Source organism: Porphyrobacter sp. ULC335, assembly GCF_025917005.1.
Taxonomy (GTDB): Bacteria; Pseudomonadota; Alphaproteobacteria; order Sphingomonadales; family Sphingomonadaceae; genus Erythrobacter.
Window position 1 is genome coordinate 1,378,949 of the sequence record NZ_CP078091.1, and the last position, 22,387, is coordinate 1,401,335.

Annotated in this window: 17 protein-coding genes; 8 read left to right on the plus strand and 9 right to left on the minus strand. The window is 63.8% G+C overall.

Translation table 11 applies throughout. The features are described from left to right. Nucleotides 1–74: 74 nt before the first annotated feature. From KVF90_RS06715 to KVF90_RS06745, 7 genes are all read right to left on the minus strand, one after another. Nucleotides 75–2,201: a tetratricopeptide repeat protein gene (locus tag KVF90_RS06715; RefSeq protein WP_264394072.1), complete on the minus strand. Its 2,127-nt coding sequence runs from the start codon at nt 2,199–2,201 to the stop codon at nt 75–77. 429 nt (nt 2,202–2,630) lie between these two features. Next, the gene (locus KVF90_RS06720; protein WP_264394073.1) at nt 2,631–3,362 is read right to left on the minus strand and encodes a Crp/Fnr family transcriptional regulator; all 732 of its coding nucleotides are present in this window, start codon (nt 3,360–3,362) and stop codon (nt 2,631–2,633) included. A gap of 188 nt (nt 3,363–3,550) precedes the next feature. Beyond that, on the minus strand, nt 3,551–5,836 hold the full coding sequence (locus KVF90_RS06725; protein ID WP_264394074.1) for a penicillin acylase family protein: 2,286 nt from the start codon (nt 5,834–5,836) through the stop codon (nt 3,551–3,553). A 113-nt stretch (nt 5,837–5,949) separates the two neighbouring features. Continuing rightward, nucleotides 5,950–6,900, minus strand: a complete 951-nt coding sequence (locus tag KVF90_RS06730; protein WP_264394075.1) for a TorF family putative porin — start codon at nt 6,898–6,900, stop codon at nt 5,950–5,952. Nucleotides 6,901–7,231: 331 nt separating this feature from the next. Beyond that, nucleotides 7,232–8,194, minus strand: a complete 963-nt coding sequence (locus KVF90_RS06735; protein WP_264394076.1) for a DUF6733 family protein — start codon at nt 8,192–8,194, stop codon at nt 7,232–7,234. 251 nt (nt 8,195–8,445) lie between these two features. Further along, on the minus strand, nt 8,446–9,516 hold the full coding sequence (locus tag KVF90_RS06740; RefSeq protein ID WP_319641058.1) for an NAD(P)-dependent alcohol dehydrogenase: 1,071 nt from the start codon (nt 9,514–9,516) through the stop codon (nt 8,446–8,448). Between the two features lie 129 nt (nt 9,517–9,645). After that, nucleotides 9,646–10,440 (minus strand): SDR family oxidoreductase, encoded by a 795-nt coding sequence (locus tag KVF90_RS06745; protein ID WP_264394077.1) that lies wholly within the window; start codon nt 10,438–10,440, stop codon nt 9,646–9,648. Nucleotides 10,441–10,660: 220 nt separating this feature from the next. Between KVF90_RS06745 and KVF90_RS06750 the strand changes: the two genes are divergently transcribed. From KVF90_RS06750 to KVF90_RS06780, 7 genes are all read left to right on the plus strand, one after another. Beyond that, nucleotides 10,661–13,030 carry a TonB-dependent receptor plug domain-containing protein gene (locus tag KVF90_RS06750; RefSeq protein ID WP_264394078.1) on the plus strand — a complete coding sequence of 790 codons (2,370 nt, stop codon included), beginning with the start codon at nt 10,661–10,663 and terminating at the stop codon, nt 13,028–13,030. Next, on the plus strand, nt 13,030–14,067 hold the full coding sequence (locus tag KVF90_RS06755; protein ID WP_264394079.1) for a phytase: 1,038 nt from the start codon (nt 13,030–13,032) through the stop codon (nt 14,065–14,067). The genes KVF90_RS06750 and KVF90_RS06755 overlap by 1 nt, the downstream gene beginning before the upstream one ends. Before the next feature lie 10 nt (nt 14,068–14,077). After that, a complete protein-coding gene (locus tag KVF90_RS06760) occupies nt 14,078–15,451 on the plus strand; it encodes an alkaline phosphatase PhoX (RefSeq protein WP_264394080.1) in 1,374 nt (457 codons plus the stop codon). A 31-nt stretch (nt 15,452–15,482) separates the two neighbouring features. Continuing rightward, nucleotides 15,483–16,046 carry a hypothetical protein gene (locus KVF90_RS06765; RefSeq protein WP_264394081.1) on the plus strand — a complete coding sequence of 188 codons (564 nt, stop codon included), beginning with the start codon at nt 15,483–15,485 and terminating at the stop codon, nt 16,044–16,046. A 122-nt stretch (nt 16,047–16,168) separates the two neighbouring features. Then, nucleotides 16,169–16,630, plus strand: a complete 462-nt coding sequence (locus KVF90_RS06770) for a Dps family protein (RefSeq protein WP_264394082.1) — start codon at nt 16,169–16,171, stop codon at nt 16,628–16,630. A gap of 76 nt (nt 16,631–16,706) precedes the next feature. Then, on the plus strand, nt 16,707–17,321 hold the full coding sequence (locus tag KVF90_RS06775) for a 6-phosphogluconolactonase (RefSeq protein WP_264394083.1): 615 nt from the start codon (nt 16,707–16,709) through the stop codon (nt 17,319–17,321). Next, nucleotides 17,321–17,800, plus strand: coding sequence for an NUDIX hydrolase (locus KVF90_RS06780; protein ID WP_264394084.1), 480 nt, complete (start codon nt 17,321–17,323; stop codon nt 17,798–17,800). Before KVF90_RS06775 ends, KVF90_RS06780 begins: the two co-directional genes overlap by 1 nt. A 265-nt stretch (nt 17,801–18,065) precedes the next feature. Here KVF90_RS06780 and dinB read toward each other — a convergent pair whose 3' ends face one another. Next, nucleotides 18,066–19,196 (minus strand): DNA polymerase IV, encoded by a 1,131-nt coding sequence (dinB, locus tag KVF90_RS06785; RefSeq protein ID WP_264394085.1) that lies wholly within the window; start codon nt 19,194–19,196, stop codon nt 18,066–18,068. A 127-nt stretch (nt 19,197–19,323) separates the two neighbouring features. Here dinB and KVF90_RS06790 point away from each other — a divergent pair, with 127 nt between their 5' ends. Then, nucleotides 19,324–20,586 (plus strand): multidrug effflux MFS transporter, encoded by a 1,263-nt coding sequence (locus KVF90_RS06790; RefSeq protein ID WP_264394086.1) that lies wholly within the window; start codon nt 19,324–19,326, stop codon nt 20,584–20,586. Nucleotides 20,587–20,668: 82 nt separating this feature from the next. Here the strand turns inward: KVF90_RS06790 and KVF90_RS06795 are convergent, their stop codons facing one another. Further along, the gene (locus tag KVF90_RS06795) at nt 20,669–22,222 is read right to left on the minus strand and encodes an acyl-CoA carboxylase subunit beta (RefSeq protein WP_264394087.1); all 1,554 of its coding nucleotides are present in this window, start codon (nt 22,220–22,222) and stop codon (nt 20,669–20,671) included. Between the last annotated feature and the right edge of the window lie 165 nt (nt 22,223–22,387).

Sequence of the window (22,387 nt, forward strand, 5' to 3'; positions counted from 1 at the left end):
TTCGGCCCGGAGAATGCGGTTCCGTAGCGTCAATCGTCAATCGGGGGGTGCGTCAATAAAGCGTCAAAAAAGCGTCAATCGACCCCTTGGAGGCGGTTGGTCGGGCGCGGCAGCAAATCCGGCCAGCCATACTTGTCCCACGCCTCGACCATCCCGATACGCTGAGCAAAGGGGATGAATTCCTCGTGCTGCCAGATCCGGCAAATCGGATCGATCTCGGTCCAGATCGACATCAGGCAGGAAAGGTTCTGCAAGGTGATGCGCGTACCGATGGTTTTGAACAGCATCTCGGCATAGCCCATGAATACCGCCGGCAGGGTGATCGCCTGATGCTCCTTGTCCTGCATCGACAGGTGCAGGAAATCGAGCGTTCGGCAATAGGCCTCGCGTTCTTCGGGCTTGCCGCTGCACACGCCCCTTGCCGCGACATCCCAATAGGCATCGATCATCGCGGGTGGCATCGGCCCGGTGCCACTGGGCGGCGGAATGCTGTTCGCAATCGCATAGCGTGTCTGTTGGTAGGCTTCGACCGCCCGCGCATGCTCGCCCGCTGCGGTCAGCGCGACGCCCAACCAGATCGAGGGAAAACCCAGATCCACGCTGCGCTGCGCATCGGCAATCGCAGCGTGGACATCGCCAAGGTTGAGCTGGCCTGCAGAGCGCACCATGTAGTTTCTGCCATCGACCGGGTCCTGATCGATCGCCCGATCAAGAAATGCCATCCCCTGCCGCGTCATGCCGCAGAACAACAGAAGCCCGCCAATTCGCACCGAGACAGCCGGGTTGTTGGGTTCGACCTCAATCGCTTCGAAGGCCAGATCGAGCGACCCGACAATATTGTTGCGGGTGAATTCGTGGAGCGCCAGCAAGCCATAGGCCTGCCCGAGATCGGGTTTGATCGCCAACGCCTTGCGGACGCAATCGGCCATCTTGGCGGAAGCTTCGGTCTGATCGGTGCCGGCCAGATAGATGCCCATGCGCTGGTTGATATCGCCGAGCAGCACCCAAGCCTCGGCAAAGCGGGGATCGAGCGCGAGCGCCTGTTCAATCAATTCGGCCGCCCGGGTCAGCACCCCGTCGCCGAACAGGCGTGCATTCAGGGCGCGGCCCTGCAGGTAGAGGTCATAGGCCTCCTTGCTGTTCGTGAGATTGCCCACCACGGGGGGCTGAAGGGCAATGCCCAATGCGCCGGCCAGCGCCGCGGTAACGCCGCGTGCAACGGCTTCCTGAAGTCCAAAAATGTCGTCCAGCACCCCGTCGAAGCGACTGCCCCACAGTTCGAATCCGCTCGCCCCGTCAAGCAAATGGACGTGGATGCGCACCTTTTCGCCCTGACGCTGCACCGAACCTTCCACCAGATGAGAGACCCCCAGCTCCGCTGCGATCTGCGCCGGCGTCTCCGTGCTGTCGCGGAAATGGAACGAGGATGTCCTGCCCGCCACCTGCAAACCGGCCACCCCGCTCAACGCGGTGATGAGTTCATCGACCATGCCGTCAGTGAAGTAGTCGTGATCCCCCGACAGCGACGCGGAGCGAAACGGCAGGACCGCGATCGGCGTCTTGCCGGCCGCGCGAACGTCTGCAGTGATGCTTTGCCCCGATGGATTGCGCTGTTGCCAACTGATGAGCAGACGGTCGTGCAACTCGTGATCGCCATTGCTTTTCAATTCGGCAAGACCCGCAGTGATCGCGGTCTGCAACCGCAACTCAGCCTTGGCGCGGTGGCGGACAAGCCAATCGGCAAAGGCCGCGCCCAATTCCATATTCTCTAGCAGTGGGGCCGTGCCGATCGCGGCGAGTTGCGTGGCGGCAATGTCACAGTCGCCCGCCGTCAGAGCCTTTTCCAGTTCGCCAAGATCGGTGCGGATGGCTGCCGGGTGGAGGCTGATCCGGCTCCGCGTCACTTCGACAATCCCGTGACCGCCCGATCCGAACGATTTACTCAGCTCGAGCAGGCATTGGCGCAGGCTGGCCTTGGCATGTGATTTGAACCGTCCCGGCCATAGCAACTCGCTGAGATGGTCGCGTTCGAGCGGTTCGTCGGGCACCAGGCACAGCATCGCCAGCAAGGCGCGCACCCGGCGGTTGGAAATGACAATTTCGGTTCCGTCCGCCGCTCTGAGCGTAAAGCGGCCGAACAGCGAGGCGTAGGCAAGGCCCTTTCCATGCCCTGGGGCACCCTGCTGACCGCCTCCACCCATTCCGCTCCCCCCTGCGGACTACTGCTTAGCGCAATCCTACAGGCGCACAAAATATTCAATCAGGGTTGCTCAATCGCAGCGAAAAATCTGAGCCACGGGCGAGGCTGACAAACGGACAAGCTGGTCCGCAACTCCTTTCAATTGCAATTAGTCCGATTCCGACCCGCTCTCGATAGCCATCGGATAAAGACGCAATGTCGGCTCTCGGCAAAACCGGCCGTTCGACAGGTCGCCGCTGGTCGGCAGGTTGCGAGTTCAAATCTGGCCCACATTGTCCCATATTTCCTACAGGGATCCGGCTCATGCAGGGGCTCATCGAAAGCTGTGGCAAAAATTTAATATTGTCTGTCAATATATTGTGCCGATAATTTGCTTCCCTTTGTCGCTCGACAGACCTGACAATGGGTGCCGGCGGTCCATAAGACCGGATCACATGACTTGATCGAGATGGAGATAAAGCTCGTTGAAGTCGCAAGCCTCGCGCAGGCGCTGCCAATCGGGGATGGAGATCAACCGCCCCTCGCGCCGGATCAGGCCGTCCGCTTCGAGCGCCTTGAGACTGCGGTTGACGTGCACGGGCGTGAGCCCGGTGGCATCGGCCAACTGCTCCTGTGTCATCGGCATCTGGTAGCCATTCTCGTCACTCAACCCTGCGAGCTTCAACCGCTTGGCGAGTTCGCAATAGAGGTGTGCAAGGCGCAACTTTGCGGGCCGGCGGCCGACATTCATGATCCATTCGCGGTAGATTGAGGCGTCGATCAGCGTGTCGACCCACAAGGCCCGCGCCACACGCGGATTGGTGTCGATCAGCGCAATAATGTCCTGCACCGGTATCTCCGCCACCCGGCAGCGGGTGAGCATCTGCACATTGTGATCGGCCATATTCAGCAGCGAATTCTCGAGATCCACGAAGTCGCCCGGCACATGAAAGGAAACGATCTGCCGCCCTCCGTCGATGCCAAGCTTTTGGCGGAAGGCGAAGCCGTCAAGGATCAGCGCACAGCGGGTTGCGACCACTCCTTCGCGGGTGAGATAGGAGGATGGCTCGTAGGTCCGATCGACAAACTGGAGATCGAGCAGCGCCTTACGATCATTATCGTCGAGCGGCGCGCGCGTCTCCATTTTGCGCACCATACGCGCAAGGGTTGGATGATCGAACATGATGGGCTGCTCCCGGAAGGGACGATGCGCGGGAGCATCTGAGTTCTCCCAGCCATCCGGGCGCGGAAAGGTTCCGAATGATGCGGCAACATGACATGGATCAGACCCTTGCGTTCCGACCTATGTTGCAACCATCGATCCGCACGGCGGTATGTCACATCGGGGCAGCCGGCTGTCCGCGTGTCTGATCACTCCTGCAGGCGTTTCGGCTTGGCGATGGCGCTGGCGCTTATGGCCTTCCTGTCGAACGGCAGGCGGTGCCATTGTTTGGCGGCGTAGGCGCGTGTCTGGTCAGCGGCGTGGGGTGAGGCGGGATTGGTGGACTGGGAGTAGCTGAGGATCGCGTCCGCGACGGGGCCAGTCTCGTCGAAGCCGACAATCTGGATATAGCTCGTTCCGTGCACCGGCATCAGACCGCCATAGGGAGCGGGGCGCGATTCCTGCATGTTGAGGATGCCGAGCGTGCCGGGACCGCCGTGAATGGCGATGGCTTCGTTCCCCGCCATTACCCGTTGCACATCACCCCACAGCGCATCGAGCGGGGCGTCGATCGATTCCAGTTCGGCCACCGCCTCGACCAGAGCGGCGAGGAGTTTTTCGCCCTTCGTCTCGTCGTTGGCGAGGACGCGCGGGGTGTTCACCGGATCAGCCGGATCGAAGGGCACAGCCCACAGGCCCGGCAGGCGCGCGGCCTTCAACCAGAACAGGCGGAACAGCGCCGCGCCGCGGCTGTCCGCTTCAAAGCGGCCGTCCCAACCGGCCAGCGCCTTGCAGCCGCGCACGGCGGCATCGACGGGCTGCGGGGTGGCGGCGCACAGCGTTTTGACCGTGTCCATCGCCATGTCCGCCGCCAGGCTCTTGTTGGCGAAAGCATGGGCCTGCGCGCGGCTATGGTCGACTTTTCCGCCCGCTAGCAACGCGGCGGTTTCGATGAAGTTCGACCGGGTGCGAAGGCTCCTCGCCGTCGCGTACTTGCCGAGGATCGGCGAAAGTTCGCGGTGCGGCATCGCCGGGTTGCTGATCCAGTAGCTGTCATTGGAATTGGTTAGCCAGCTCTTGGCGATCGTGGCTGCCTGATCGCTAGCAGGCATCAGTCCGGGGGCGGGCGTCCCGGCGGCCACATCCCAGTCACAGGCCGACTTGCTGCCATCGAGCAGGATCGCAAACTCGGCGAAGAGGCCGGCGATCGGCGTGGCGCATGTCTTGGCCTTCTCGGCCGAGACATTGGGAACCGCGGTCACATCGGCGTGGAGCGCGTCGCCGAAGCGGTCGGCGGCGATGGTGTTGACCCACGGAATGCCCAGCGTCTCGCTGACCGCCGCCTTGACCTCACCGACGTTCTTCGCCTCGCCGATGCGCAACCACGCTTCGATCCCGCGCTGGTTGCCGCGATTGGCGTCCTTCAAGGCGAAGGCGCTCTGCGCGCTCCATGTAATGCCGCGCGACGGTACGATGAACACCGGGCCGAAGCGGGAGGAATAGAGCGTGCGGGAAACGGCGGGGGTGCCTGCAGGCATTGGCACGGACACGGTCTGCGCGATCATCGGCTCGCTTTTTCCGTCGACCATGTAGCGGGTGGGGTCCGTCGGATCGAGCGCCAGCTGGTATAGCGTGAAGTGCCGCGCTTCGGTGACGGTGTGGGTCCAGGCCACGTCCTTGTTGAAGCCCAATGTCGGCATCGGGGTGCCCGCCAGCCCTACGCCCATCACATCATAGCCATTCGGGCCGATGACATGCATCTGCCAGAACCGGTTCGGCCCCTTCCAGGGGAAGTGCGGATTGCCGATCACCATGCCGCGGCCGTTGGCGGTGGCTTCGCTGCCGAAGGCCCAGCCATTGCTGCCCATGCCCAGCTCCTTGGGATCGGGCAGGGTAATCGCGACCTTGGGGGCGGCGCTGCCCGGAGGGGCGGCATTGGCGATGGCAGGCGCAAGGTTCAGCGAGCTTGCCAGCAGCATCTGCTTTTCATTGAGGCGCAGCATATCGTCGCTGGTGATCGGGCGCACCCAAGCTTTGCCCCGGCATTCGGCGGGGATGCCTTCTGCGCCTGCGTCCTTCAGGAAGCGGTTATAGCCCGCGACATAACCCGCCATCAGATCCTGCACCCGCAGGGGCAGGTTTTTTGCGCCTTCACGCAGGGTGGGCAGATCGATCACGGCGCGGAAGAACACGTCGGACGAGAGGTTGTCGACTTCCTCGAACCCAAGCACCGCCTTGGCCTCCGGTCCGAAATGGAGCGAGCGCTCGCCTGCCACCGTCGCCAATTCCTCGGCAAGCAGGCACAGGTTGTCTTCGGCATAGGCATAGGCGACGCCGTAACCGACGCCGCGCCAGTCGCGCGCTTCGATATGCGGGATGCCGAAAGTGGTGCGGGTGATGGTCGCCTGATAGCGCTTGCCCGCCGATGCCTCGCCTGCCGGAGCTACCAAGAGCGCTGCCGCTGCTGCTGCCAGAACGGAAATCCGCACCATCATCTCTCTCCCATCGCCCTTTTCGGGTTTCGGGCAGAGACCTATCGGCATGGGGCAGGCAAAGTAAAGGGGCGCTCCGCCGCGTGGCAGAGCGCCCCCTCTGTCTCAGTGACGGATCAGAACGATGCGGTGATCGAGAACACCACGGTCGCGTCCGAAATCGAGTCGCCGTCGAGCGTGGCGAAATTCGGGCGGATCAGGTTGGCTTCGGCTTCCGAGATGTCGGTATCGACATAGGCGACCGACAGTGTCAGGCCCGAAATCGGCACGATGTCCGCACCGATCAGCCAATCGAAATAGGTGCCGGTCGGGGCAACGCTGGTGCCATTGGGGCCAAGGCCGGGGTTACCGTCCGAATAGCCGATGTGCGCCTTGAGGCTGATCGGCGTATCGGCGATGCCGTAAACCGCGTCACCCGAAAGATAGAGGTTATCTTCCTTGTCGCCCGGATTGGCCGGTGCGCCGACGGGGAAGGCATTGCCGAGCGCTTCCTGCTTGGGCGCATAGGCAACGCCTGCTGTCAGCGAGACGGGGCCGACGCTGCCCGAAAGCTTGGCGTAGAGTTCGGCAAAGTCGGTCTCGCTCGCGCCGCTCGGGTACATGTACCAGGTGAGGCCGGTATCGAGCGTGCCTTCACCGACAGGCAGCTTGAAGCCGGCGATCAGGTCGAGTTCCATGTTGGCACCGCCAAAGGTGCCCCAGCCTGACAGGTTGGAACCCCACGCGCCGACATAGAAGCCGCTCGAGTGCGAAAGGGTGATGCCGCCCTGAACGGCCATGCCTTCGTCCGACTGCGACACGCCGCGGAAGCGATAGTCCGAGGTGAGGGTCGCGGCACCCGAAACGGTGATCGCCGGGGTGGCTTCTTCCTGACCGGTGGCGGTGGCAAGATCGATCGGCGCGATGACGGGGAGACCGAGCGAGGGGGCGTCGGCATCGGTGATTTCGATTTCTGTTTCAGCGGCCGGGCCGACGATTGCAGTGTCCGCCTCACCAGCGAAGGCGGGCGTGGCAAAGCAGGCGGCGAGGGCGACAGCCGAAGCGGCCGATGCGAAACGAATGGACATAAGGAACGCTCCATGAAGAGGTTTGGATCGTTCCACCTGCGCGGCGTGCAGAAGTTTTTATCCGAAGAATCGGGTTCCCGTCACGTCACGACAATCATCATCCATGCTGCACTTGCGCACAAAGCTTATGTGAAAGGCGCGCTCCATATTATGTTGTTGCGTGACCTTCCTGCAACAGTTTGCACATTCGCATGTTACGAGTCTTAAGTATCTGATTGATGCGACATGCCGTACTGCCCGCATCCCGAGCCGGGTCTGCCGACAAGATGCAAAAAGGGCGCTGCTGCCGTATCGGCAACAGCGCCCCTTCGGTGCCTCTCGGTTCAGGGAATCAGAACGACATGCCGACCGCGAGCTTGTAGAAATCGCCGTCGCCGCCTTCTTCGATATCGGCCCCGGCGGTGAAGCGGGCGAAGAAGCCCTTCTTCAGCGAGAACTGCACGTAGGGGCCAAGCCACTGGTACACGACTGCCGTGCTGCCGCCTTCGGTGCGGGTGTTGCTGAGCAATTCGTAATGGGCACCGGCCGAGAAGTTGCTGGTGAACCGGTAGCCCGCATTGACCCAGGTGTGGAGGAAGTCGAGAGCGCCGACTTCGTCGCGGTTGCGCAGAGCAGCGTAGTAACCGCCGTAATACTCGGCCTCGAAGCTGTCGTCCAAGTAGTTGACGGTCAGGCTCGGCACGATGCCGTCGGCGAAGTTGCCGCCGGTGCCGGTCGGATCGCCATCATCGTCACGCACGCCGCGCGACAACAGTGCGCCGTTGGTGAGGCCGACCTGCGGCTTGATCTGGAGCTTGCCGTCATTGAGCAGGAAGTTCGCGCCGATGCCGAATTCGGTCCACAGGTCCGAGCCCAGGCCATTGCCGAAGGCGTCGGTGGTCCACATGATGCCGTAGAAGCTGAGATCGACATTGTCGCTGACCGGGATCAGCCCGTTGAAGGTCGGAAAGAAGCCGAAGAAGGCGTCCTGGTTCAGCACCACACTGAAACGCTCGTCGCGTGGGGCGGGGGCACCTTGGGCGGCCGCAGCTGCGGCAGCGGCAATCGCGGCGCTGGACACTGTAACATCACCCGACCCCACGCCAACGGGGATGGCGGCTGCAGCCGGTGCGGCGGCCTTGGTCAGATCGAAGCCGACGATTTCGCTCTCGCCATTCGTGCCGGCACCGGTCACCGCGATGGTTGTGGCGGCAGCTTCGATCGCTGCGCCTTCCGGGCCCTGCGCGAAGGCTGGTGCCGACAAGGCACATCCCAGAGTGAGCGCCGAAACGGCGCAAGCAAAACGGGTTTTCATAAGGAACGCTCCTGATTGAGAGGTGGGATCGTTCCGCCTGCGTGCTGTGCCCGGGCCTTCTATTGTTGCGGCGTTGTCTATTGCTCAGCAAGAAAGGCCAATAGACATGCGCGCGCTTCATACAATTCGTTTCAGAACACTTCGACTCCGATTGTCGCAAGAGTGTTGCGTGCAAGAAACAAATTCAATTACTTTGATTTAATTGTATCGGAATATCTGTATCTAACAATACACATAGATATGAGTATTGTTTAGCCATTCCGCAGACTCTCCATATCGATCACAAAGCGATACTTGATGTCGCTCGCTTCCATCCGGTCATAAGCCGTCTGAATATCCTGCATGGCAATCACCTCGATATCGGGCAGGATGTTATGCGCCGCGCAGAAATTGAGCATCTCCTGCGTCTCGGCGAGTCCGCCAATGCCGCTGCCGGTGAGCACCTTGCGCCCCAGCAGCACGCCGGTGTGCAGTTCCGGCATCATCCCGATCAGGCCGACCAGCACCTGCACGCCGTCGATCCGCAGCAGGTGCAGATAGGGCACAACGTCATGGCGCACCGGAATCGTGTTCAGCACCATGTCGAAATAACCGCGCTTGGCTTTCATCGCTGCGGCATCATCGGTGTTGAGGAAGGCGTGTGCGCCCAGCTTCTCGGCATCGGCACGCTTGCTTTCGGAGCGCGAGAGTACGGTGACTTCCGCGCCCATCGCGGCCGCCAGCTTCACGCCCATATGCCCGAGCCCGCCCAATCCGGCCACCGCGACCTTGCTGCCCGGCCCGACCTTCCAGGTCCGCAAGGGACTGTAGCTGGTGATCCCGGCGCACAGCAGCGGTGCGGCTTCGGCCATCGGCATTCCGGCGGGCACCTTGAGCACGAATTCTTCGCGGCACACGATCCGTTCGGAATAGCCGCCAAAGGTGAGGCTGCCATCGCGCCGGTCCTTGCCGTTATAGGTGCCGGTCATCCCGCCATCGAGGCAGTACTGTTCAAGGTCATCGGCGCAGTGCGAGCATTCCATGCAGGAATCGACCATGCAGCCGATCGCCACCCGGTCGCCCACCTTATGGCGGGTAACGCCCTCGCCAATCGCGCTGACAGTGCCGACGATCTCGTGGCCCGGCACGATCGGATAGGTGGTGAAGCCCCAGTCGTTGCGCGCCGAGTGCAGATCCGAATGGCAGATGCCGCAATGGGTGATCTCGATCAGCACATCGTCATGGCGCAGCCCCCGGCGGGTGATCGCCATCGGGCCGACCCCGCTGTCTGGTGCGGTCGCGCCATAGGCCTTGCTGGGATATTCGTTGGTCTGGGTAGCCATAATTCTGACCTCGTCATTGCGAGCGGAGCGAAGCAATCCATGATCGGCCGGTTCCGCTTGCGGAAAGGCCTGTTGATGGATTGCCACGTCGCCTGCGGCTCCTCGCAATGACGACGTGGGGTGGGAACTTTACTTCGGCGGCATCCGGATCGCACCATCCAGCCGGAACTGGTGGCCGTTGATGTAGCTGTTGCGTGCGATTTCCAGCACCAGCGACGCGAACTCCTCGGGCTCGCCAAGCCGCTTGGGGAAAGGGACGCTGGCGTTCAATTGCGCCCACATCGGCGGGTTGCGGTCTTTCATCCCCAGCATCAGCGGGGTGGCGAAAATGCCCGGCATGACCGAGTTCACGCGGATGCCCACGTCCATGAGATCGCGCGCCATCGGCAGCACGAGGCCGTTTACCCCCGCCTTGCAGCTACCGTAGATCACCTGCCCGATCTGCCCGTCCTGCGCCGCGACGCTGGCGGTGAGGATGATCGCGCCGCGTTCGCCATCGTCGTTCACCGGGTCGGCATTGGCCATGCCCAGCGCCGAGATGCTGGCGACGCGGTAGCTGGCTACCAGAATGCCCTCTGCCCCGAAGGCGTAGTCCTCGGTCGAGAGGCGCTTGAAGGCGCCCGCCTCCTTGTCCCAACCGAGCGTCTTGCCGCGGCGGCTCGCCATAGCGCAGTGGAGCGTCACCCGTTCCTGCCCGTGCGCGGCGCGGGCGGCGGCAAACCCGGCCTCGACGCTGGCTTCGTCCATGATGTCGACATGGTGGAAGGTGCCACCGATCGCTGCGGCGTGTTCCTCGCCTGCCGCGTCGTTGATGTCGAAGATGGCGACCTTCATCCCGGCATCGGCGAAGGCCTTGGCGCTCGCCTTGCCCAGCCCGCTGGCCCCGCCGGTGACGACCGCAGCCATGCCCGGTTCGAGTTTCATCCATTTTCTCCCTGCTTGTGTTTTGCCCTTGGCTAAGCCTTTCGGCGCAAGCACGCTAGCTGTCCAATTGAGGCATTCGCGCCACAGGCTGGCGGAATCCTGCCTGTCGGCCACGTGTCTTTGATCCGTCATTGCCCCGTCGCCTGCCTGTCACCGCTGGCGGTTAAGCGCCCCGCAGAACGCGGCCCCGATCCCCGGCTGGCCGCAGGGGGAATACCAGATGCTCCGCACCCAGCTGTTTGTCGGCAGTGCCATTGCCGCGCTTGCCACCACCTTTGCTGCGCCGGCCTTTGCCGCCGAAACCGATCCGCAGGCGCTGGCAGCCAGCGTCCAGTCTGGCGGCGCGATTGCCGAGACCGAAGAGAGCGAGGACGACAAGGTCCAGTCGGCCAAGGAGATCGTGGTGCAGGGCGGCATCGGCTTCCGCAACCGTTCGGACGCGGCCGAGCCGGTGCTGGTCTATGACGAGGAATACTTCCAGCGCTTCGAACCGCTGACCGCAGGCGATGCGCTGAAGCGCGTGCCGGGCGTGACCTTCCTGTCCGATGTGATCGAAAGCGACGGCGCCCGTCTGCGCGGTCTTGATCCGGGCTACACCCAGATCCTCATCAATGGTGAACGCGTGCCGGGTGGCCAGTCGGACCGTTCGTTCTTCCTCGACCGGATCCCCGCCGAACTTATCGAGCGCGTGGAAATCGTGCGATCGTCCTCGGCGCGGCGCACGGGCGATGCAGTGGCGGGAAGCCTCAACATCGTGCTGCGCGACGGCTTTTCGCTCGACGGCGGCTATGTGCGCGCAGGCGGGTTGTTCTTCGATGATGGCGAGGCCAAGCCTTCGGGCGGCTTCTATTATGGCGGTGCTCTCGCCGGTGGACGCTTCCTGATCGGGGCGAACGTGCAGGGCCGTTACAACCCCAAGGAAAAGTCGAGCCTGCGTTACGGCGACTCCCCCGAAAACAACCCGAACTTCGCGACCGACGACTTTGACAACCGCGAAGACCAGACCGACGTGCGCGACGGCACCGATTACGCTTTCAACGCAAGCTGGGGGATCGAGAGCGAGAGCACCGAGTTCGAAATCCTCGGCAACTTCGTGCGCACCGAGCGCACCGAGACGGAACGCTCGTTCGAGTATAACAGCCCGACCGCCATCAACGGCCCCGTGCGCGCCACACCGGCAGGCAACCTGCTGACCGACAATGCCAACGTGAACGACATCACCACGGAGAGCTGGTCGGTAATCGCGAAGCTCGATCACGAATGGAGCCTCGGGGAAACGCAGGTGCGGGTCGGCTATGCCAGCTTCGACGATCTTCAGGACGAGTTCGAATACGAAGTCGATTTCGACCGCAGCGCCCCGCGCTTCACCGGCGATCTGACCCTACTCGACATCAAGGACACCGAAATCTTCGTCAATCTCGAACACGAGTTCGAACTGACCGAGAATCTCGAATTCGCCATCGGCGGCTTCATGCAGAACAAGGACCGTGACACGCTGCTGCAGACCGTGCGCAGCCGGTTCAACCTGCCCACGTCCGCGCGTCAGGGTTATGACCAGTTCACCCGCAACCCGGGCGAATTCGTCCCCAATCCCTTCCCGCCGCTGGCAGGTGGCCTGAGCGTCATTCAGGAAGACCGCCGCGATCTTTACGCGCTGATCGAAGGGGAGTTCGACAATCTCACCTTCGAAGCCGGGATCCGCTGGGAAAACACCACGGCCAATATCGAAGGCATCGAAAACGAATATGACGAATTCCTGCCCTCGGCCTCGCTCAAGTACGAGATTGGCGACGGGCGGATCACGCTGTCGGGTGCGCGCACGCTGCGCCGTCCGCGGTTCGATTTCATCTTCTCCGGTCTGCTCGAAGCGGAACTGGGTGACAATGACTTCCTCGGTAACCCGCTGCTTGCGCCGGAAACCGCGTGGGGCGGCGATCTGGGTTACGAGCACAAGATCGGCAAAAGCGGGGTGATCGGCGTCAACGTGTTCTACCGCGACGTCAGCAACCTCACCGAAATCGCCACCGTGCTGGACGCACAGGGGCGCCCAGTCGAAGGGTCCGAAGGGCAGGGCACCTTCGTCTTCACGCCGCGCAACACCGGCAATGGCGAGGTTTACGGGATCGAATTCGACGCCTCGTTCAGCCTGTCGTTCCTCGGCCTGCCTAACACAGGCGTATTCGGGAACCTTGCGCTGCTCGACAGCACCATCTCAGACGAATTCGGCAAACGACAGTTCAATGACCAATCCGAATATGTCTATAACTTCGGCGCGATCCAGAACATTCCCGAATATGGCGCGGCCTTCGGCGCGACCTATCGCAAGCAGGGCGAAGCCTTTGGTCGCGTGGTGGGAGAGGAAATCTTCACCCGCTACGGCGCGGATCTGGAGATATTCATCGAAAAGCGCTTCGGTGACAGCTTCACCATCCGCGCGGTGGGTTCGAACCTTCTCGACAGCACGAAGGATGAGGACTTCAACAAGTTCAACACCGTCGAAGAGCAGTTTGACCGCGACTTCGACGAGTATGAACTCGAAAGCGAGCGCGCCGGGCCGGTGTTCCAGATTGTTGCGAGGTATGCGTTCTGATGATCCGGCCATTTTACGGTCTTGCGCTGGCAACGCTCGTGGTCGCGGGGGGCTGTGCAACAGTCCCCCCCATCACAGGTGATCCGGCGGTCACGGTTACGGCGCGGGCGGAAACCCCGCCGGTCGGCACGGCACGTGAGGATGCCGCCGATGATCCCGCGATCTGGCGCAATCCGGCCAACCCCGCCGAAAGTCTTGTCGTCGGCACGGACAAGAAGGGCGGGCTCTACGTCTATGACCTGAAGGGCGCGCAGAAGAGCTTTCTGCCTGCGCCGGGGCTCAACAATGTCGATCTGATCGACATCGCCGGTAATCGGGTGCTGGTGGTCGCCAGCGACCGCAGCGATCTGGCGCAGGCGCAACTGTTCCTCGCGGTGCTTGATACGGCAACCGGCAAGCTCGCGCCCGCAGGCAAGATCGCAGTCGGGCCGGGCGAAGGCTATGGCATCTGCATGGTCAAATCCGCCGCCAAGGGAGAGGTGATCGCCTTCAGCGCGCCCAAGGGCGGGACGATTTACCGCACCACCATCACCGAAGCGGGCGGAGCCTTCACGGGCACCACCACCACGCTGGCGCAAGTACCAACCCAGACCGAAGGTTGCATCGCCGACCCGCGCACCGGCACGCTCTATATCGGCGAGGAAGACGCAGGCATCTGGGCGATCGACATGACCACCGGCGCCAAGTGCATGGTCGCCGCCATCGACAACAAGATGCTGGTCGCGGACGTCGAAGGCCTCGCCATTGCGCCAGAAGGCGAGAATGGCGGTTATCTCGTCGCCTCGTCGCAGGGCGACAACGCCTATGCCGTGTTCCGCCTGCCGGATGTAACCCCGGTCGGTCGCTTCCGTATCGCGGCGGGCTCTTTCGGCAGTGTCGAGGAAACCGACGGAATCGAACTCGACAGCCGCGATTTCGGCCCGGAGTTCCCCAAAGGCCTGTTCATCGCGCAGGACGGGGTCAACGCGCCCAGCGCGCAGAACTTCAAATATGTCCGATGGGATGAAGTGCTTGCGGCGCTGACGGCGGATCGGTAGTTCACCTGCGATGACCCAGACCCCAGCTTTCGCCGCCGACCGCCGCCGTTTCCTTGGCGCTACCGCCACCGCTTTTGCCGCGCTGGCCGCCAGCGGATGCATGACGCGCGGCGCACCCGCAGCCTCGACGGCGCGGGCGCCTGCCACGGGCGGCAGCTTTGCCGGCTATGGCGCACTGGTACCCGACCCGGCGGGTTTGCTCGATCTGCCCGAGGGCTTTTCCTACCGCGTGATTTCGCGGCTGGGCGACGCCATGGATGATGGCGGCACCGTGCCTGATCGTGCTGACGGGATGGGCTGCTTCGACCTCGGCAATGGCGAGATCGCTCTGGTGCGCAACCACGAATTGCAGCCGCGCCACGATGCGGGCGGGCCGATTGCCAAGGGTTTTGGCAAGCGCAACGGCGTGTTTGTTCCGGGCGGCACCACCACCATCGTGCTCGACGCCGCGACTCTCAGCGTGAAGCGCCAGTTCCGCAGCCTTGGCGGGACGATCCGGAACTGTTCGGGCGGGGTGACGCCGTGGGGCAGCTGGCTGACCTGCGAGGAAGCGCCGACTGGCCCCGGCCAGCTTTACGGCGAAGGGCTGGAACAGGACCACGGCTGGGTGTTCGAAGTCCCCGCCAGCGCGCGCGGACTCGTCGATCCGGTGCCCCTGAAGGCGATGGGCCGCTTCAATCACGAGGCCGCTGCCGTCGATCCGGCGACCGGTATCGTCTACCTGACCGAAGACCGCGACGACGGGGTGATCTACCGGTTCCTCCCCAAGACTCCCGGAAAGCTGGCCGAGGGTGGGCGGTTGCAGGCGATGGTGGTCGAAGGCCTGGCCGATACCCGCAACTGGAACGCGCCTGCGATGCCGGTGGGCAAGGCGTATCGCGTCAGCTGGGTCGATCTCGATGAGGTCGAGGCCCCCAAGGATGACCTGCGCCAGCGCGCTGTTGCCAAGGGCGCGGCGCTGGTCGCGCGCGGCGAGGGGCTGCACATGGGCGTGAACCGTGGCAAGAGCGAAGTCTTTGCCTGCTGCACCAGCGGCGGTGCGAAGCAGCTCGGCCAGATCCTCAAACTGACGCCGGGGCTGGCGGGCGCGCCCGATATGGTCGAGCTGTTCTTCGAAAGCGAAAGCAAGGACCAATTCGACTACGGCGACAACCTCACCGTTACTCCTAATGGCCACCTCATCGTGTGCGAGGACCAGTATACCGCCGTGGTCGATAACCACATCCGCGGCATCACCCCCGATGGGCAGGCTTACACCCTCGCGCGGCTCACGGCGCAGACGGAGCTTGCCGGCGGGTGCTTCTCGCCTGATGGCAAGGTGCTGTTCGTCAACGCCTATGGCCCCACGGTGACGATGGCGATCACGGGGCCGTGGGCGGCCTGACGCGCCTTCGGGTCTAGGGCAGGCGCCGGGAGTGGACGGCTTTCTCCTTTCACTGCTGCTGGTCTTCGCGCTGGCGATGGGCGGACGCGATCAAATGATGGTGGCGCAATGGGCGGGCGCGCTTGGCAAGAGCGTGCAGCTGCTGACGCTGGCCGTTTTCTGTGCTGCCCTCAGCGCAGGGGCGATGGCGTGGATCGGCGCCGAGTTTGCCACGATGCTGCCGCGCCGCGCCAGCCAGATGCTGATCGCCTTCGCTCTGGCAATCGCCGCGGCCGAGCTGGCGCTGCCGGTGCGCGCTAAAACGCCGCAAGAGCCGACCCGGTCGCTCGCCGCAATCGCTATCGTGTTGCTCGCCCGCCATATCGGCGATGGCGCGCGCTTTGCAGTCTTCGCGCTCGCCGCCTGGACTGCTTGGCCACTGACAGCCGGGATCGGTGGTGCGCTCGGCGGAGCGGCCGCGGTCGCGCTTGGCTGGGGGGCGGGGGCAGATGCCCTTGCGCGCTGGCCCTTGCGGATGATGCGGCTGGGATTTGCGGTGTCCCTTGGGATAGCGGCGCTCTTCATCGGCCTCGACGCGCGCTTCGCCGCGATTTGATCGCCAGATCCGATCAACGCGACCGGAATTCTCCCGGAACACAATCCAGGTTGGCGCACCACTTAAAGGAAAGCGCCAACAGCAGCGACATGGTCGCACTGGACCCAAAGACGGAGACATTCATGGCAGACGCCAAAAACAATTCAAAGGCAGCCCTTGTTAGCGAGCTCAATGGACTGCTCGCAGATCACTTCGCGCTGTTCATCAAGACCAAGAACTTTCATTGGCATGTGAAGGGCCCGCGCTTCCACGACCTGCACCTGCTATTCGATACGCAAGCGCTTGAAGTGCGGGACCAGATAGACCTCATCGCGGAACGCGTGCGTAAGCTTGATGCCGACACCCTGACCTCAATCGGCACTATGGGCAAGCATACCAAGATCAAGGATCAGGACAGCACGACGCTCGCCGCCGAGGATATGATCGCCGAACTGCTGGCGGACAATGAAACCGTGATCAAGCGGTTGAAGAGCATGAAGGAACTCACCGAAGAGGCGGGCGACAACGCCACTGACGGCCTGCTCGACGACTGGACCGACATGGCCGAACAGCGCGCCTGGTTCCTGCGCTCGTTGCTGGCGTAAGTTGCTGGCGACAAAGCTATCTGCAAAGGGGCCGCTCCCCATTGTCGGGGGCGGCCCTTTTGCTATGCAGGCGGGAATGTACGAACTTACGATTATCGACGGAGCCGACACAGCGGCAATTGCGGACTGGCTGCGCGGGCGAGTTGCCGGTGGTGGCGCTGTTACGGTGCCGGGCGGCTCAACCCCGTTCCCGATCCTCACGGCGCTGATCGATGCGGGCGAATCAAATTGGGCAGGGCTGGTGGTCTGGCCGAATGACGACCGGATTGTGCCTGAAGATCACGAAGCTTCGAACACCGGCAAGCTGCGCGCACTGCTCGAACCTGCGGGCGCGCGGATTGTGCCGCTGACCGAGGACGCCAGCCCGCCACATTTTGCACTCACATGGCTCGGCATGGGGCCGGATGGGCATATCGCCTCGCTCTTCCCCAACACCGATCCCCAGATCCACGATGACTTGAGCATCCGCCGCCTCACCCCCGATCCGCTGCCTGCACACGCGCCATTCGACCGGATCACCCTGACGATCCCGGCCTTGATGGATACTGACGCGATCGCCTTCACGCTGGGCGGTGCGGCCGACAAGCGCGCGGTGTTCGATGCTGCGGTGCGCGGCGAGAACGACCTTCCGGTCGCCCGCCTGCTGCGCACGGCGCGCGAGCGCGATATTCCGGTCACCGTGTTCACCTGATGCCCGGCTTCCTCCCCGCTTCGCTTCACCGCGCATTGCTGCCGCTGGCGCACCGCATCCGGCACCGCTGGCGGCGCTGGCGCAAGACGCCGATCGCCGGGGTGAGCGTCGTAATCACCAACTTGACCGGCGATGTGCTGTTGCTCAAGCATTCCTATGGCCCCGATGTGTGGAGCCTGCCGGGCGGAGGGCTGGGCAAGGGCGAAGACCCGCTGGCTGCGGCCCGGCGCGAGGTGCTGGAGGAACTCGGGCTCCGACTGCCACGGATCGAATCCGTCGGCATGATCGAGGAAGTATTGTCGGGTTCTCCCCACACCGCGCATATCTTCACCGGCGTGTGTGACCGCGAACCCAGGCCCGACCGCCGTGAGGTGATCGAGGCACGGTTCTTCCCGTCGCACTCGCTGCCCGAGCCGTTGGGCGAAACCACCCGCACCCGGATCGCGGTGTGGCGGGCACGGGGGACCGAGCAGGGCTAGAGCACTTTCCGACCAATCTGACCCACCCTGATCGCGTCAGGAACTTCGCTGGACAGGAACGGCGCGCGGCAGGGGCTGGTTGCCCCTGCAAGTGGCGTGACAAAGCCAGCGGAATTCCTGTCGCGACCCCCCGAAGGGGCGGGCCAATTTGGGCGCAGGGCTACGTTGATCGTCGCTCACGATGCGCTGCATCGCTCGCTCCTCTCGCCTTGCCCTGCGCCCAAATTGGCTCCGTCAGGGTGGGTCAGATTGGTCGGAAAGTGCTCTAAAGCAGCGAAAGCTGCGCCTCGTCGCGGGCAGGCTTGTCGTCTTCGACCCCTTCCAGCCCTGACAAGGTCAGCCCCATCAACCGGATCGGCATGGGCAAGGGCAACTCTGCCTCCAGCAGCGCGCGGGCGAGCTTCGCGAACTCATCCTTGCCGCTGACGTAATCGGGAAGCGAGGTCGCGCGGGTCATGATCCGGAAATCGGTGAACTTGAGCTTCAGCGTCACCGTCCGTCCCCGCGCATTTGCTGCCCCAATCCGCTCCCAGACGATGGTGACGATGTTTTCCAGCGTTTCGCGTAAGGCCGCCCCGCTGCCGATATCGTCCGAGAAGGTGCGTTCCCCGCCGACCGATTTGCGAATGCGGTGCGCGGCGACGGGTCGCAAATCAATGCCGCGGGCGGCGCGGAACAGGTAATCGGCCATGCTGCCGAAGTGCTGGCGCAGGAAGGCGATGTCCTTCGCCGCAAGGTCCGCCCCTGTGGCGATGCCGAGCCGCTGCATCTTTTCCTCGGCCTTGGGCCCGACGCCATGGAATCGCCGGATCGGCAGGCCCGCGACGAAATCCGCGCCCTGACCCGGGCGGATGATGCAAAGCCCGTCGGGCTTGTTCTGGTCGCTCGCCAACTTGGCGAGGAACTTGTTGTAGCTGACCCCGGCGCTCGCCGTCAGCTTTGTCTTGGCGCGGATTTCCTGACGGATCAGTTCGGCGATACGGGTCGCACTGCCGATGCCGAGCCTGTCATCGGTCACATCAAGATAGGCTTCGTCGAGACTGAGCGGCTCGATGATCGCGGTGTAGTGTTCGAACACGCGGCGGATCTGGCGACTGGCCTCCTTGTAGGCATCGAATCGCGGCCGCACGAAGACGAGATCAGGGCATAGGCGCTGCGCGGTGACCGAGGGCATGGCGCTGCGCACGCCGAACTTGCGCGCCTCATAGCTGGCGGCGGCAACCACCCCGCGCCCGCCCGCGCCTCCGACCGCGACGGGCCTGCCCTGAAGCTCCGGATTGTCGCGCTGTTCGACGCTGGCGAAGAAGGCATCCATGTCGACATGGATGATCTTGCGCAGACCCAGCTGGTGCTGGGGCGCTTCTTCACCTTCGTCTGACGGAGCCGGGCGGGTCATGCCTTGCAAATAGAACCTTGGCCCGCGCGAAGGAACTGTTGCTGGAACTAATCACCCTCCGGCCCATTTTGTGCAGATGCGAAAAGAACAGTGGTCATCGGGCGAACCCATCGGCAAAGGCCCCGCGATGGCCACTGCCTCCGCCCCCTCCGTGCCCGCCCGCAAGGCTCTCGGTGAGACCGAGCTGATGTGGATGATGGCAATGCTGATGGCGCTGAACGCCTTCGGGATCGACGCGATTCTGCCCGCGCTCGATGCGCTGGCGGCCGATCTTTCGGTCAGCGGCAACGACCGGCAATTCGTGATCGGCGTCTTTCTTCTGACCGGCGGCATCGGCTCGCTGGTACCGGGCGCGCTGGCTGACCGCTTCGGGCGGCGGCCGATCCTGTTGGGTTCGGTCGCGGTCTATATCGTGCTCTCGATCCTGAGCGCGCTTGCGCCCACTTACGACGCGCTGATCGCGGTGCGCGCCGCGCAGGGCTTCTTCGCTGCCGGGATTGTCGCCCTGCCGCCCGCCATTATCCGCGACCGGGTTGGCGGGGACAAGATGGCGCGCATGATGAGCCTCATCTTCGTGATCTTCCTGATGGTGCCCGCGATTGCCCCGACAATCGGCGAGGGCATCCTGCAAATCGGCAGCTGGCGCGCGATCTTCGGCGCGATGGCGGTGCTGGGCGTGGGGATGGGCCTGTGGGTGCATGTCCGCCTGCCGGAAAGCCTGTCCGACGAAAACCGCCAACCGATCATCCCGCGCACCATTGCTGTCAACATGACCCGCGCGCTGACCCAGCCGAGCGTCGCGGGCTACGTGATCGGTTCCGCGCTGGTGTTCGGCGCGCTGTTCGGCTTCATCAATTCCTCGCAGCAGCTGATCACCAACACCTTCGGTGCGGGCGACATCTTCCCGCTGGTGTTCGGCATCTGTGCCGGATCGATGGCGATCGCCAGCTGGTCGAACTCGCGCATCGTCGAGCGTTTCGGCGCGCGCCGGGTGAGCCACACCGCGCTGTTCGCCTTCATCGTGGTGGCGGCGGTGCAGGTGATGTTCGCCTTCCAGCCCGACGAGCAGCTGTGGCACTTCGTCCCGCTGATGGCGATCAACATGGCCTTGCTCGGCTTCATCGGCAGCAATTTCGGCGCGATTGCGATGAACCCGTTCTTCGCCATCGCGGGCGCGGCCAGCTCGGCCCACGGCTTTGTGCGCATGACGACGGCGGCGCTGCTGGGCGGGGCGATCGGTTATGCCTATGACGGCACGGCACGGCCCCTGGCGCTGGCGCTGCTGGCGAGCGGCCTTGCCTGCCTCGTGCTGGTGCTGTGGAGCGAGAAGGGCAAGCTGTTCGGGCCGAGTGATGCCGAGGCGGGGATGAAGGGCGCTCCGGCGGAGTAGGCCCACCCCGCTGCGACTAACCTCGCCTGCGGCTCGCTAAGTCTCGCTCCCCTCCCGCTTGCGGGAGGGGCTGGGGGTGGGCCTAGCGCTCGCTTTCGAGCTTTCTCCACGCCAGCCCGGCAAACTCGCACAGCAAGGGCCGCGTATCGCGCGGGTCGATGATGTCCTCGACATTGAAGCGTTCGGCCGACCGGAAGGGCGAGGTCACCTTCGCCAGCCGCTCGCGGATCTCCTCCAGCAGAGCCTGCGGATCATCCGAGGCTTCCAGCTCCGACTTGTAAGCGACCTCCAGCCCGCCCGCGATGGGCAGCGAGCCCCAGTCGCCGCTCGGCCAGCAATAGCGGTACTGGTAGCGGTCGGCATTGCTCATCGCGCTGCCCGCAATGCCATAGGCGCGGCGCAGGACGATGCTGGCGAGCGGCACGGTGGCGCGGTAGATCGCGTTCATCGCATTGACGCCGTAACGGATCGTCCCCGCCATCTCCGCCTCGCGCCCGATCATGAAGCCGGGATTGTCGACGAGGTGGACGATGGGCAGCCGGAACTGGTCTGCGAGTTTGACGAAGCGTTCGACCTTCTCGGACGTCTTGGCCTCCCACGATCCGCCGAGGTAGCTCGGATCGCTCGCCACCACGCAGACCGGCCAGCCATCAAGCCGCGCAAAGGCAGTAATCGCGGCGCGGCCCCATTGTCTGCCCATCTCGAACACGGTGCCGGTATCGAACAGCATCTCCATGCAGCGGCGCATCGAATAGACCTGCTTGGGATCGCGCGGGACGAGGCTGAGCAGCGCCTCCTCGCGCCGGTCAGCGGGGTCATCGCACGCGGTGCGGCGGGCGGGCTGTCCGACATATTCGGGCATGAAGCTGAGGAAATGCCGCGCACGGGCGAAGGCCTCGGCCTCGCTGGCGACCTCGTCATCGACGACCCCATTGCGGGTATGGATTGCCGAGCCGCCGAGCGCCTCCTTGGCCTCCTCGTGATTGGCCGAGCCGCCCTTGTAGGCATCGCCCAAGCCATCGACCACGGCGGGGCCAGCGGCGAAGATCTGCGAGAGGCCTTTGACCATGATCGAATAGTGGCTGGCTACCGTGCGCGCCGCGCCAAGGCCTGCGGTCGGCCCCAATGCCAGCGCCACCACCGGCACGGTGTCGAGGTTCGTCACCACATCGCCCCAGCCGGGCACCGCCGGGATATAGGTCGCGCCGATCTGTTCGAGCGTCTTGACGCTGCCGCCGCCCCCGGTGCCGTCTATCATGCGGATGATCGGGAGCTTCAACTGGTGCGCCATCATCTCGGCCTGCACCATCTTGCGCGCGATCCCCGCATCCGCCGCGCCGCCGCGAATGGTGAAATCGTCCGCGGTGGCGACCACCGGGCGGCCGTTGATCAGCGCCTTGCCGAACAGGAAGGGGGCGGGGGTGACGGCTTGGAGGTCGCCGTTCGCGTCATATTTCGCCGAGCCTGCGATCTTGCCGATCTCGCGGAAAGAGCCTTCGTCGCACAGCGCCGCCAGCCGCGCGCGGGAGTCCATCTTGCCGCGCCCATGCTGGCGCGCAACCTTGTCCGCCCCGCCCATTTGCTCGGCCAGCGCCTCGCGCGCGCGCAGTTCTTCGAGTTCTTTCTGCCAAGACATCCCAATCTCCCACCTCGTCATTGCGAGGAGCCCCGCAAGGGGCGACGCGGCAATCCATGTTCGGACCGTGCGGCGTGTTGCAACGTCAGGTGATGGATTGCTTCGCTGACGCTCGCAATGACGAAAAGAGAGCGCGCGGCAGGCCCACCCCTAACCCCTCCCGCA

Coding starts and splice junctions, on each gene's coding strand:
- KVF90_RS06715 (WP_264394072.1), bottom strand. CDS start 2,201: ATGGGTGGAGGCGGTCAGCAGGGTGCCCCAGGGCATGGAAAGGGCCTT.
- KVF90_RS06720 (WP_264394073.1), bottom strand. CDS start 3,362: ATGTTCGATCATCCAACCCTTGCGCGTATGGTGCGCAAAATGGAGACG.
- KVF90_RS06725 (WP_264394074.1), bottom strand. CDS start 5,836: ATGATGGTGCGGATTTCCGTTCTGGCAGCAGCAGCGGCAGCGCTCTTG.
- KVF90_RS06730 (WP_264394075.1), bottom strand. CDS start 6,900: ATGTCCATTCGTTTCGCATCGGCCGCTTCGGCTGTCGCCCTCGCCGCC.
- KVF90_RS06735 (WP_264394076.1), bottom strand. CDS start 8,194: ATGAAAACCCGTTTTGCTTGCGCCGTTTCGGCGCTCACTCTGGGATGT.
- KVF90_RS06740 (WP_319641058.1), bottom strand. CDS start 9,516: ATGGCTACCCAGACCAACGAATATCCCAGCAAGGCCTATGGCGCGACC.
- KVF90_RS06745 (WP_264394077.1), bottom strand. CDS start 10,440: ATGAAACTCGAACCGGGCATGGCTGCGGTCGTCACCGGCGGGGCCAGC.
- KVF90_RS06750 (WP_264394078.1), top strand. CDS start 10,661: ATGCTCCGCACCCAGCTGTTTGTCGGCAGTGCCATTGCCGCGCTTGCC.
- KVF90_RS06755 (WP_264394079.1), top strand. CDS start 13,030: ATGATCCGGCCATTTTACGGTCTTGCGCTGGCAACGCTCGTGGTCGCG.
- KVF90_RS06760 (WP_264394080.1), top strand. CDS start 14,078: ATGACCCAGACCCCAGCTTTCGCCGCCGACCGCCGCCGTTTCCTTGGC.
- KVF90_RS06770 (WP_264394082.1), top strand. CDS start 16,169: ATGGCAGACGCCAAAAACAATTCAAAGGCAGCCCTTGTTAGCGAGCTC.
- KVF90_RS06775 (WP_264394083.1), top strand. CDS start 16,707: ATGTACGAACTTACGATTATCGACGGAGCCGACACAGCGGCAATTGCG.
- KVF90_RS06780 (WP_264394084.1), top strand. CDS start 17,321: ATGCCCGGCTTCCTCCCCGCTTCGCTTCACCGCGCATTGCTGCCGCTG.
- dinB (WP_264394085.1), bottom strand. CDS start 19,196: ATGACCCGCCCGGCTCCGTCAGACGAAGGTGAAGAAGCGCCCCAGCAC.
- KVF90_RS06790 (WP_264394086.1), top strand. CDS start 19,324: ATGGCCACTGCCTCCGCCCCCTCCGTGCCCGCCCGCAAGGCTCTCGGT.
- KVF90_RS06795 (WP_264394087.1), bottom strand. CDS start 22,222: ATGTCTTGGCAGAAAGAACTCGAAGAACTGCGCGCGCGCGAGGCGCTG.